The organism is Cellulosilyticum sp. I15G10I2, from assembly GCF_900095725.1.
In the GTDB taxonomy this organism is placed as follows: Bacteria; Bacillota; Clostridia; order Lachnospirales; family Cellulosilyticaceae; genus FMMP01.
This window is the reverse complement of sequence record NZ_FMMP01000006.1, coordinates 1,123,417-1,135,505: the sequence shown is the minus strand read 5'-3', so window position 1 is coordinate 1,135,505 and position 12,089 is coordinate 1,123,417. Positions and strand designations below refer to the sequence as shown.

10 protein-coding genes are annotated in these 12,089 nt (G+C 35.4%); all 10 read left to right on the top strand.

Annotated elements, in window-relative coordinates; all coding sequences use genetic code 11:
* Window positions 1-3: 3 nt before the first annotated feature.
* The 10 genes from hisIE to BN3326_RS05500 all read left to right on the top strand — a co-directional run bounded on the left by hisIE (window position 4) and on the right by BN3326_RS05500 (window position 12,033).
* Window positions 4-663 carry a bifunctional phosphoribosyl-AMP cyclohydrolase/phosphoribosyl-ATP diphosphatase HisIE gene (gene hisIE / locus BN3326_RS05540; RefSeq protein WP_069998101.1) on the top strand — a complete coding sequence of 220 codons (660 nt, stop codon included), beginning with the start codon at window positions 4-6 and terminating at the stop codon, window positions 661-663.
* A gap of 88 nt (window positions 664-751) precedes the next feature.
* Window positions 752-1,744 (top strand): asparaginase, encoded by a 993-nt coding sequence (locus BN3326_RS05535; protein WP_069998100.1) that lies wholly within the window; start codon window positions 752-754, stop codon window positions 1,742-1,744.
* A gap of 155 nt (window positions 1,745-1,899) precedes the next feature.
* Window positions 1,900-4,083 carry a DNA topoisomerase III gene (locus BN3326_RS05530; RefSeq protein ID WP_069998099.1) on the top strand — a complete coding sequence of 728 codons (2,184 nt, stop codon included), beginning with the start codon at window positions 1,900-1,902 and terminating at the stop codon, window positions 4,081-4,083.
* A gap of 366 nt (window positions 4,084-4,449) precedes the next feature.
* Window positions 4,450-4,938, top strand: coding sequence for a tRNA (uridine(34)/cytosine(34)/5-carboxymethylaminomethyluridine(34)-2'-O)-methyltransferase TrmL (gene trmL / locus BN3326_RS05525; RefSeq protein WP_069998098.1), 489 nt, complete (start codon window positions 4,450-4,452; stop codon window positions 4,936-4,938).
* A 110-nt stretch (window positions 4,939-5,048) separates the two neighbouring features.
* Complete coding sequence (locus BN3326_RS05520; protein ID WP_069998097.1) at window positions 5,049-5,750, top strand: C40 family peptidase; 702 nt, start codon at window positions 5,049-5,051, stop codon at window positions 5,748-5,750.
* Window positions 5,751-5,793: 43 nt separating this feature from the next.
* Entirely contained in the window at window positions 5,794-5,931 is a 138-nt protein-coding gene (locus tag BN3326_RS22200) for a hypothetical protein (protein WP_207646308.1), read from the top strand.
* 3 nt (window positions 5,932-5,934) lie between these two features.
* Window positions 5,935-8,337 carry an endonuclease MutS2 gene (locus tag BN3326_RS05515; RefSeq protein ID WP_069998096.1) on the top strand — a complete coding sequence of 801 codons (2,403 nt, stop codon included), beginning with the start codon at window positions 5,935-5,937 and terminating at the stop codon, window positions 8,335-8,337.
* A gap of 15 nt (window positions 8,338-8,352) precedes the next feature.
* Complete coding sequence (locus BN3326_RS05510; protein ID WP_069998095.1) at window positions 8,353-9,033, top strand: response regulator transcription factor; 681 nt, start codon at window positions 8,353-8,355, stop codon at window positions 9,031-9,033.
* The gene (locus tag BN3326_RS05505) at window positions 8,985-10,478 is read left to right on the top strand and encodes a sensor histidine kinase (protein ID WP_069998094.1); all 1,494 of its coding nucleotides are present in this window, start codon (window positions 8,985-8,987) and stop codon (window positions 10,476-10,478) included. Before BN3326_RS05510 ends, BN3326_RS05505 begins: the two co-directional genes overlap by 49 nt.
* 121 nt (window positions 10,479-10,599) lie before the next feature.
* Window positions 10,600-12,033 (top strand): S1C family serine protease, encoded by a 1,434-nt coding sequence (locus BN3326_RS05500; RefSeq protein WP_069998093.1) that lies wholly within the window; start codon window positions 10,600-10,602, stop codon window positions 12,031-12,033.
* Window positions 12,034-12,089: the final 56 nt, after the last annotated feature.

Below are 12,089 nucleotides of genomic sequence, written 5' to 3'. Positions count from 1 at the left end.
ACAATGACAAAAGAAACATTTTTAAAAGAAGTGAAATATGACGCGCAAGGTCTGGTTCCTGTTATTGCACAAGATGTGCATTCAAAAAAGGTAAGAATGCTTGCCTATATGAATGAAGAGTCATTAAAGAAAACTATAGAGACTGGAAAAGTCCATTATTATAGCAGAAGCCGAAATGAACTTTGGCTAAAAGGAGAAACATCTTCTAACTATCAATACCTTAAAAGTATGAGTATAGATTGTGATGGGGATACGCTTCTTCTGCAAATTGAACAGCAAAATGGTATATCTTGTCATACAGGGAACTCGAGTTGTTTTTTCAGAGAACTTAAAGAAGAAATCAAAGAAGTAGAAAATACAGAAGAGTCATTAAGTGGGCAAGCAGATAAAAATATGCTTACAGAGCTTTATGATGTCATTTATGATCGCAAAATACATCCTAAAGAAGGGTCCTATACAAATTATCTGTTTGAAAAAGGGGTTAATAAAATCCTTAAAAAAGTAGGCGAAGAATGTACAGAAGTAGTAATAGCAGCCAAAGAAGAAAAAAATTCTGAGTTAGCCTTTGAAATATCAGATCTTATGTATCATTTAACAGTGCTTATAGCAGAAAAAGGTCTTACATGGCAGGAAGTTGAAAGTGAACTTAAAAAGAGAAAATAAAAAAGCAAAAATTTGAAAAAATGCCGACTTATTATGAATGTTTAGGATATAATAGTAATGATATTCTAGTTATATAGGGAGGCATAACATGCATAAAAAAAAGGTTTGTATTATTTTTACCGGTGGCACTATATCTATGAACCTAGATAAGGAAATAGGCGCTGCCGTTCCAGCTTTATCAGGAGAACAGGTATTGGCATTGATTTCAAATCAAAATCAAGATATAGAAATAAAAGTTATAAACTTTTGTAATATCCCAGGACCACATATAACGATTGACAAGTTATTGGAACTTAAGAAGCTGATTAAAAATACGCTTGATCAAGAGGATATATCAGGTGTTGTTGTTACAACAGGTACCGATACACTAGAAGAGTCAGCTTATTTTATTGATTTAACCATTAAACATACAAAACCTGTTGTATTTGTTGGTGCCATGCGAAATGTTTCAGAACTAGGTTATGACGGGGCGAGCAACTTAGCTGCTGGTATTCAGGTAGCAGTATCACCAAAAACTAAAGAAAAAGGCGTGCTAGTTGTTTTAGATGACGATATTAATTTAGCGTCTGAGGTTGCTAAAACCAATACATCATCTCTCGATACTTTTCAGTCACCTTATGGACCTGTTGGCATTATTGATACACATGAACTTATCATATATAGACATTGTGCTTATAAACAATATATTGATACAGATAGCGTAGAGCGAAGAGTAGATCTTATTAAGGCAACACTTGATATGGATGATCGCTTTATCAGAAGCTCAGTTGACTCAGGGGCAGTTGGCATTGTTATAGAAGGTATGGGAAGAGGTAATGTACCACTTAAAATGCTAGAGGGGATCAAATATGCGTTAAATAAAGGGGTAATTGTTGTTATTGTCTCAAGATGCAGTTCTGGCCGAGTATTTGAGAGCTATGGTTATGAAGGCGGTGGCAAAGAACTTGTAGATTTAGGGGTTGTTATGGGTGGCGATATGAGAGGCTTAAAAGCAAGGATTAAACTTATGTTAGCTCTTGGAAAAACAAAAGATATTAATATTTTGAAGGCCTTATTCAAAGAGCAGGATTATGCATTATAAAGCGCACAATTCAATTTAATATACTTATGTAGTAGACAGTTAGATAAAACATAAAAGGATATCTCAAAAGAGGTATCCTTTTTGTAATGTATGCTATAATAGGTATGATTGCTATAATAGGTTGTGAATAGATTGTATTAAGAGAGGATAATAAAATGTCAAAAAAATTAGTGCTTGCAGAAAAGCCAAGTGTAGGAAAAGATATAGCGCGGGTTTTAAAATGTCAGAAGGCCTGCAACGGTTATATAGAAGGTAATGATTATGTAGTAACATGGGCACTTGGCCATTTAGTAGGTCTTGCAGATCCAGAAAGCTATGATGATAAATATAAAGTATGGAGTATGGAGACGCTGCCAATGCTTCCAAAAGATATGAAGTTAGTCGTTCTTAAAGAAAGCAGCAAGCAGTTTCATGTTGTTCGGGAGTTATTGAATAGAAAAGATATTACAGAAGTTATTATAGCGACTGATGCAGGCAGAGAAGGCGAACTGGTTGCCAGGTGGACTTTAGAAAAAGTACGTTGCAAAAAACCACTCAAAAGACTTTGGATTTCATCTGTTACAGATAAAGCAATTTTAGAAGGTTTTAAAAAGTTAAAGCCGGGAACTAACTATGAATCTCTTTATAAAGCAGCAGTATGTCGTGCAGAAGGGGATTGGCTGGTTGGACTAAATGTAACAAGGGCACTTACTTGTAAATATAATGCACAGCTTTCAGCAGGGCGCGTACAATCGGCGACGTTGGCAATGGTTGTTAAAAGAGAAGAAGAAATTAAAAATTTCAAACCAATACCCTATTATACGATTACAGCCAAGTGCCAAGGCTTTCAGTTAAATTATGAAGCTAAGGAGCAGAAGCGATTATTTGATGAACAACAAGCAGAGCGCATTCTAAAAGAAGTACAGGGTAAGACAGGGACAGTAAAAGCCATTACAACTTCTGCTAAAAAGCAGTATGCCCCTGCACTTTATGATCTTACAGAACTTCAAAGAGATGGCAATAAATATTTTGGATTTAGTCCAAAAGAAACACTATCTATTATGCAAAGACTTTATGAAAGCCATAAAGTACTTACTTATCCACGAACAGATTCCAGATATTTATCAGAAGATATTGTACCAACGCTTAAAGAAAGATTGAAAAGTATTGCAATAGGGGACTATAGAAGTTTTAGTATGGCAATTCTAAATAAAGGGATTAAATCTCATAAAGGTTTTGTAGATAATAGCAAAGTGTCTGATCATCATGCGATTATTCCTACAGAAGAGTCAGTAAGGCTTGCAAATTTAAGTTCAGATGAAAGAAAAATTTATGATCTTGTTATTAAAAGATTTTTAAGTGTGATGATGGATCCTTTTGAATATACAGGGGTTACATTGCAAGCAGATATAGGAGGCCATAACTTCCTGGCAAAAGGAAAGCATGTGATTTCAAAAGGCTGGAAGGCCCTGTATGAAAGAGAAATTGATGACACCGAGGAAGAAGATCAAAATTTACCAAAACTAAACCAAGGTGATCTTATAAAAATTAATACTGTCATAAAAAACAGTTTAATGACAAAACCACCAACACGATTTACAGAAGCAACACTTTTATCAGCGATGGAAAAACCCCATCAGTATGTAACGGTTGATAAAAGCTCTGCTAAAACCTTAGGTGAGACTGGAGGGATAGGAACCGTTGCAACAAGAGCCGATATTATAGAAAAGCTTTATAATATGTACTATATCGAAAAAAATGGTAAAGACATTGTGCCCACTTCAAAAGGCAAGCAACTTATTGAGCTTGTTCCACAAGACCTTAAATCTCCGCTGCTTACCGCTAAGTGGGAAATGGAACTTGAACAAATTAGCCTAGGCAAGCTAAATCCTAATACGTTTATGGAGAAAATCAGAAGCTACAGCAGTGACTTAGTTAAGGCCGTCAAAGCAAGCAGTGATAAATATGTCCATGATAATCTAACGGGTAAGAGATGCCCAGAATGTTCAAAATTCATGCTGGAGGTTAAAGGTAAGCACGGTATGATGTATGTCTGCCAAGATAGAAGCTGCGGCTATAGAGAAACAATCAGCAGATTTACAAATGTAAGATGTCCGCAGTGCCACAAGAAGCTCGAACAAAGAGGAGAAGGTGAAGGTTCTGTCTATGTTTGTACTACCTGCACGTTTAGACAAAAGGTGGCAGCTTATAATAAGCAGTATCGTACCTCAAATGATAAGCTGAATAAAAAGGATGTAGGCAAATACCTTAAGAAGATACAGAAAGAAAATGAAGATACGGGTAACTTTGCTTTTGCAGAAGCCTTTAGTAAGCTGAATAAAGATAACAAGAATAAATAAGTGTTTTGTATGAGGTCCGCAGGAGAATTTTAGGATTCTCCAGTTGCTCGCTTGCGTATTTCTAAAAATCTAAGCACTTTCTTTAAATGAACGCCGCAAACTCGCTGCGCTCAAACAGTGCGGCTAAAAGCCATTTAAATAAACTGCTAAGATTTTCTATACGAAATTCTCCAGAGGCAACTTCCGAATCCTAAAATCTCCCCTGCTAGTCTTTGAATTACTTAGATTTGAATTAGTTTTCGGACAATCTGCCGCTGCCATACCCGAGTCAAGTCAAAAAACATTCCCAGCAGGTCTTGCTAATCTTATACAATATCAGAGAGTTTATTAGATAAAAATACATTAAATAAACAGAGGGTGAAGAATATGAATATTGTTTTACACGAACCAGAAATACCGCAAAATACAGGGAATATCGCAAGAACTTGTGCAGCTACTGGCGCTAAGTTGCATCTTATTGAACCTTTAGGCTTTTCGATTGATGAGAAAAATCTTAAAAGAGCAGGTTTAGATTATTGGGAACTTTTAGATGTGAGGACTTATAAAAACTTTGAAGATTTTTTAGTACAGAATGATTATCCTAAGATTTATATGGCAACAACTAAATCTAAGCAGACCTATACTGAGGTGCAGTATGAAGAAGATGCTTATATTATGTTTGGTAAGGAAAGTGCGGGTATTCCAGAAGAGATTTTGTTAAATTATAAAGAAACTGCCATAAGAATTCCTATGATTAAAGAAGCCCGTTCCCTTAATCTTTCTAATTCAGCAGCTATTGTTTTATATGAAGCCCTTAGACAAAATGAGTTTTTAACATTAGAGACTAAGGGACAGCTGCATCGCTATGAATGGTAAATAAAAATAGTTTATTCTAAAGTGTATAATAATTGAAAAATCTTTCCATAATATAAAATGATTATTTTGTGCCATTTAAAGGGATAAGATGTACATTTTAGGAGGGAATTATGAAAAACTTTAGGAGATGTGTATTTATAGCGAGCTTCCTGTTTTTACCTATAATACAGGTCTACGCAAGTGATATAAATGCAAATAGAATTTTTCCAAGTTATACAGGGATATCAGGTAAAATTATTGGGAAAAATATTAATATAAGAAGATATCCTAATATTTATGCTCAGGTCATCATGCGTGCTGATAATAAAGCAATACGTGTTGTTGGACAAAATGAAGAGTGGTATAAGATTATGATGAATAATGAGGAAGGATGGGTTTATAAACAATATGTACAAGTTGCATTACCGGAACTTGTTCCTTATAGCAAAATCCTAGGAGAAGAGATAGTAGACTATGGCAAACAATTTATTGGGACGCCTTATAGATGGGGAGGCAATGACCTCAAAAGAGGTGTAGATTGCTCCGGCCTTACCAAAGAGATATATAAGACTTTTGATATCGATATCAGCAGAGTCTCTTATATGCAGGTACGAGACGGCAAGCGTGTAGCTAAATCCGAGCTTATCCCAGGAGATTTAGTTTTCTTTGATACTTCAGGTAAGAACAGAGGAAAAATTTCTCATGTAGGTATTTATGCAGGCGCAGATAGGTTTTTACACGCCGATGGAAACCGTGGGGTTATGATTAGCAGTCTTAACAGCCCGTATTATACGCGAAATTATGTGACAGGCGCTCGTATTATTAAAACTTAATGCAAAAGTAGGCTATAAACAGTTTGCGATTTATAGAATACGTATGAAATCGGGTAAAAATCCTCAGATTAAAGTATTTAATCTGAGGATTTTACGTATTATTAATAATGTACATATTTTCAAAACCTTTAAGATGTGCCATAATAAACGTAAGTTTCAAATACTATCTATAAGAGGTTAAATAATGAATGAAAAAACTTTATATAAATTAGAATTTCATAAGATAAGAGAAATTTTAAAGGCATTTGCTTTAACAGATGGGGGAAAGCGAAAGGTCGATACGGTTTTGCCGCTTGCTGATATAGAAAGTGTGCGCATACTCCAGAATGAAACAAAAGAAGCGATCAACATGAGTATTAAAAAAGGAAGAATACCGATTGCAAACCTTAAAGAGATCAAGCCGATTCTTAAAAGAGTGGAGATTGGGGCCGTATTAAATAGTGGTGAAATATTACAGGTAAGAGATATTTTGCGTACTTCAAGACAGGTTAAAAGTTATCAAAAAGAAGATCAGCACAAAGAATATGTTTATGAACACTTAGATGGCTATTTTGAAAGTTTGTCTATTTATTCAGCACTTGAGCGTGAAATTGACAGGTGTATTATAGCACCTGAGCAGTTTGCAGATGCAGCGACAGATCAGCTTTTTCATATTAGAAAGCAGATGAGGTCGATTAACGGTAAGATCAAAGAAACACTGCAAGGCATTATTCATGCCAATAAATATCAAGATATGCTCCAAGAAGCTGTTATTACTATGAGAAGAGACCGATACTGTGTACCTATTAAAATTGAATATAAAAATCAGTTCAAAGGTATTGTGCATGACCAGTCTTCAACAGGGGCTACGGTATTTATTGAACCGATGGCCGTGGTTGATCTCGGTAATGAACTTAAGAGTTTAGAGACAAAGGAAGCAGCAGAGATAGAAAAAATACTGATTGACCTTACTAGTCAGATTGCAGGGATTACATCAGCACTTGCTATTAATTATGATAACCTTATTAAATTAGATCTGATTTTTGCCAGGTCTGAGTTTTCACTTAAATATGACTGCAGGGAACCTAGACTTAACAATGAGGGCTATGTTCAGCTAAAACGTGCAAGGCACCCACTCTTAAGTAAAGATACGGTAGTCCCTATTGATGTCCACATTGGAAAAGCATTTACGACGCTTCTCATAACAGGGCCCAATACTGGAGGCAAGACAGTTGCGCTTAAAACAATAGGCTTATTCACACTAATGGCAGAGATTGGTCTTCAAATCCCTGCAGCTGAAGGTAGTGAAATAGCTGTTTTTGATGGGATTTATGCAGATTTAGGTGATGAACAGAGTATTGAGCAGAGTTTAAGTACATTTTCAGCACATATGACTAATATCGTTAGTATTTTAGAGCAGATGACAACTAACTCACTTGTATTAATGGATGAAGTAGGATCAGGAACAGATCCGATAGAAGGTGCAGCACTTGCTATGGCTATTCTTGAACATCTTAGAAAGCAGCAAATAAGAACAGTCGCAACCACCCATTATAGTGAACTTAAACTTTATGCATTATCAACTGATGGGGTAGAAAATGCGAGTTTTGAATTTGATTTAGAGTCCCTTCAGCCAACATATAGACTTCTTATTGGCGTACCAGGTAAAAGTAATGCCTTTGCTATTTCAATGAAGCTTGGGTTAGCTGAGTATCTTATTGAAGATGCAAAAGTATTTTTGCATAAAGAGAATGTTAAGATGGAAGATATTTTATTGGATCTGGAGCAAAGCAAAAAAACTGCTGAAATAGAAAGTTTGCGTGCTAAAGAATTTAGAGCAGAAGCGGAAAAATTAAGAGAAGAAATCAAAAATGAAAGACAAAAAATAGAAAAAACCCGAAAAAAGATATTAGAACGTACTGAACTCAAGGCAAAAGAGATTCTTAAGCAAGCAGAAGCTGAAACGGATAAAGTTTTAAAAGAAGTAAGAAGTGCAGCGCGTAAAGCACAAGTTATGATTGATGAAAAAGAGCTGCAGCAAGTTAAAAGCAACATGCATCAAGTAACCAAACAACAAGATCAGCAAGTGAATAAAAGCTTAGGATTTAAAAGTGCTGCAGCTAAAAAATTAAAAACGGTAAGTGTTGGTCAGGAGGTTATGGTGACTTCATTGATGCAAAAAGGTATTGTTATAGAGCCCTTAGATAGCAGTGGGCATGTTATTGTAAGGCTTGGGATACTGCCAATGAAGGTGCATCTTTCAAATCTTCAAAAGTTAGAGGAAGAAACGCACCAAGAAAAGAAGGTTAATAAGCCTAAGTCTTCTAAAGGATCAGTAAGCTATAATGTTTCAAAGACAAGTACAATTTCACCTGAAATTGACATAAGAGGTATGTTAGTTGATGAAGGGATTCAAGTAGTTGATAAATATTTAGATGATGCATATTTATCAGGATTAAAACAAGTAACGATTATACATGGTAAAGGAACCGGTGCTTTAAGAGCAGGTATTACAAACATGCTAAAAAGACACCCACATATAGAAGCCCATAGACCAGGAAAATATGGTGAGGGTGAAATGGGTGTAACGGTTGTAACCATAAAATAGGAGGGTGGCGTTCATATGATAAAGGTATTGATTGTAGATGATGATGCAAATATTTCAGAACTTATTTCCTTATATCTTCAAAAAGAAGGATATCATACCAAAGAGGTCTATAGCGGCAGGGAGGCACTAGAGGCTTTTGAAGAGTATAGTCCAGATATTGTTTTGCTGGATATTATGCTGCCAGAATTTGATGGCTATGATGTATGTAAGGAAATACGCAAGATTAACAGGACACCTATTATTATGCTGACAGCAAAAGGTGAAGTGTTTGATAAGGTACTCGGACTTGAACTGGGTGCAGATGACTATATTGTTAAACCGTTTGATCCCAAGGAACTTATTGCAAGAGTAAAGGCTGTTTTAAGACGCTGTATAGTGCAGATAGAACCTTCCAAGGTGAGAAATAGAATTATGTTGGATAATCTGATTATAGACAAAGACAACTATTCGGTGACGTATGAGGGCAATGTCATAGAACTTCCGCCTAAGGAGTTAGAGGTGTTGTACTTCCTGGCAAGTCATCCGAGACAGGTATTTACAAGGGAGCAGCTGCTTGATAAGATATGGGGCTATGATTTTGTAGGTGATACAAGAACAGTAGATGTACACATTAAAAGACTAAGGGATAAATTCGAGGGTGATCATACATGGAGCATAAAAACCGTCTGGGGAGTAGGCTACAAATTCGAAAAATAAAAAAAGAGCTTGTTTTTCCAACTCTTTTTAGTCGATTAGTTACAGTTTATATTAGTATTCTGATGATGACACTTGTTTTTTTGTTTGTTGTTTTTACAAATGCGTTTCAGTCTTATTTTGTAGCCTATACACAAGATATTATGATTAAGCAAGCAGACAATATTGCAAAAGAATATTATAAAGTAGGCATTTATGGTCGTTCAACAAAAGATACGCTTGAAAAAATACTTTTCAGGATACAGGTAATGGACAGCTATTTACAGTCTACTACTTGGCTTATTGATAGATCAAATACGATTGTTGTGGTTTCGGAAAACAGTAATGTCCCCTTTGTAGATAAAACTATTCCGGATGCAGCTGTTATAAAAAAAGTATTTGATGGCAATATTGTAAAAATAGAGGATGGTTTTAAAGAATACTTTTCAACACCAGTGTTGACGATCGGCTACCCGGTCGAAGTATTAGGGCAGATCCAGTATGCCTTATTTATCCATACCCCTATGCCCCTTATACTTCAAACAATAGACGAAGTCAGAAATATCATTTTAAAAGTAGTAAGTATTACCGCGACTTTGGCTTTAATTTGGATCTATATTATTTCAAAACAGATGACAAAACCTCTTAAAGAAATGAATACAGTAGCTAAGCAAATTGCCAGCGGGCAATTTGATAAGCGGCTTGAAGTAACAGGTCAAGATGAGATAGCAGAACTTGGACTGTCTCTCAATCATATGGCGACAGAGCTCGATAAAATTGAAGAAAGCAGAAGGAAGTTTATTGCAAACGTATCCCATGATCTAAGATCGCCGCTGACATCTATTCAAGGCTTTGTAACTGCCCTTTTAGACGGCACAATTCCTAAAGATAATCAAGAAAAATATTTAAATATTGTGCTTGGTGAATCCCAGAGAATGATTACGATGACCAATACGATTTTAGAACTTAGTAAAATGGAAGAAGGTTCTACACCTATCCAAAAAGTTACTTTTAATATTACAACAATGATTAAAGGTATACTTGCAACTTTTGAGCCTATTGCAAAGCAAAAAAATGTTTATATTGAGAGCATATTTGAGGAAGATGAGCCTTATGTGATGGCAGATATTGATATGATCGCCCGCGTCATACAAAATTTACTAGACAATGCCTTTAAATTTGTAGATGATAATGGCATAATTAAAATTACAACAAGTCTAAAAAATAATAAAATGGTTATTGGTATTGGTAACAGCGGCGAACCTATTACAGAACAAGAACAAAAAGATATCTGGAATAGATTTTATAAAGGCGATGCTTCCAGAGGCAAGTATAAGAAAGGCCTGGGCTTAGGACTTGTAATTGTTAAAGAGATTATTAAACTGCATGATGAAACAATCGAAGTAAGTTCTAACGCAGATGAACTCGTTACTTTTACTTTTACAATCAGCACATCTAAAAAGTTATAAAACATACAAATTTTGTTCATATTAATAGGGGTTTATTTTTACAATGCTTTAATAATTAATTCATAAACTAGGTATATACTTATCATTACAAAAATCTATTATTGATAAGGAGGAAATACTTATGTACGACGACAATCATTTAAATCCATTTAATAATGGTGATGATTCACCCTATGAATCATCATCAAGTTATAATAATGAAAACCAGTATATAGATGTTAATAAATTTAGTGAATCCAGTTATAATGATGCTATTTATGACGCAAATCCTATGGCCTATAAGGAGCAGATACCATCTCCCCCCTATCAGGAACCTTCTTATAGCCAGCAGATTCCAGTATATAGGTCGGATGAACATGCTTCGCAGCCTCAGAAGAAAAAAGGATCTTTTGGCAAGTTTATCACAGGACTAGTAGTAGTCAGTTTGGTAGGAGGACTATCTATTGGTGCAAGTTTTGCCTTTTTATCACCTTATGCCAATGATTATTATAATACAAACCACAAAAATAATGGACTGATCAATAATGGGCAAGACGGACAGCTTACAGGTAATATATTAGAAGGTGCAAACAGAGTACTTCCGCTTACAACCAATAATTCAATTACAGATATTGCAAATAATATTGGGCCATCAGTTGTTTCTATCAAAAATAATCAAGTTGTAACGACATGGTATGGTGAGTTTAATCAAGCAGGTCTTGGTTCAGGCGTTATTTTTAAACAAGATGACAAAAAGATCTATATCGTGAGCAATGCCCATGTTGTAGAAGGTTCTAACAGCTTAGTCGTTAACTTTTTAGGCAATACTAAGGTTGAAGCAGAAATGATAGGGGCAGACACAGTAACAGATATAGCTGTAATAGCTGTAGAAAAATCAGATATTCCTGCAGAAGCACTGAATGATATTAAGGTGGCACCGCTTGGAGACAGTGATTATTTACATGTGGGAGAACTTGCAGTAGCCATAGGAAACCCTATTGATGAAGCTTATAATAATACAGTTACTGTAGGGGTTATCAGTGCACTTAATAGAGAAGTGCAGCTTGTAGATAAGAAGTTAAAACTCATCCAAACCGATGCTGCAATCAATCCTGGTAACAGTGGCGGAGCTCTTGTAGGTCCGACAGGGGAAGTAATAGGTATTAATACGATCAAGTTAGTAGACAGTCAAATAGAAGGTATGGGTTTTGCAATACCTATTAATGATATTAAACCAATTATCGAAGAAATATTACAAAATGGTAAAATATCTAGACCTGCATTAGGTATTGTAGGCAAAGATATTGATGTAAAGGCAGCAGAACTATACGAGATACCGATAGGGGTTTATATTGTAGAAGTAGCAGCAGGCAGCAGCGCAGAACTTGCAGGGATGAGAGCTAATGATATTTTATTTCAGTTTGATGGTATTCAAATTACAGGCATGAATCAGCTTAAAGAGCTTTTAAATACTAAAAAGGTGGGAGATGCTGTAGAAGTCAAGATTATTAGAAATAATGAGAAAAAAACACTTCAGCTTAAACTTAGAGAAATGCCCAAAGTATCCTATAGATAATAGCAAAAGACATAGTTATGCATTAAGCAGTTACTATGTCTTTTTCATATAATTAC

Coding starts and splice junctions, on each gene's coding strand:
- hisIE (WP_069998101.1), top strand. CDS start 4: ATGACAAAAGAAACATTTTTAAAAGAAGTGAAATATGACGCGCAAGGT.
- BN3326_RS05535 (WP_069998100.1), top strand. CDS start 752: ATGCATAAAAAAAAGGTTTGTATTATTTTTACCGGTGGCACTATATCT.
- BN3326_RS05530 (WP_069998099.1), top strand. CDS start 1,900: ATGTCAAAAAAATTAGTGCTTGCAGAAAAGCCAAGTGTAGGAAAAGAT.
- trmL (WP_069998098.1), top strand. CDS start 4,450: ATGAATATTGTTTTACACGAACCAGAAATACCGCAAAATACAGGGAAT.
- BN3326_RS05520 (WP_069998097.1), top strand. CDS start 5,049: ATGAAAAACTTTAGGAGATGTGTATTTATAGCGAGCTTCCTGTTTTTA.
- BN3326_RS22200 (WP_207646308.1), top strand. CDS start 5,794: ATGAAATCGGGTAAAAATCCTCAGATTAAAGTATTTAATCTGAGGATT.
- BN3326_RS05515 (WP_069998096.1), top strand. CDS start 5,935: ATGAATGAAAAAACTTTATATAAATTAGAATTTCATAAGATAAGAGAA.
- BN3326_RS05510 (WP_069998095.1), top strand. CDS start 8,353: ATGATAAAGGTATTGATTGTAGATGATGATGCAAATATTTCAGAACTT.
- BN3326_RS05505 (WP_069998094.1), top strand. CDS start 8,985: ATGGAGCATAAAAACCGTCTGGGGAGTAGGCTACAAATTCGAAAAATA.
- BN3326_RS05500 (WP_069998093.1), top strand. CDS start 10,600: ATGTACGACGACAATCATTTAAATCCATTTAATAATGGTGATGATTCA.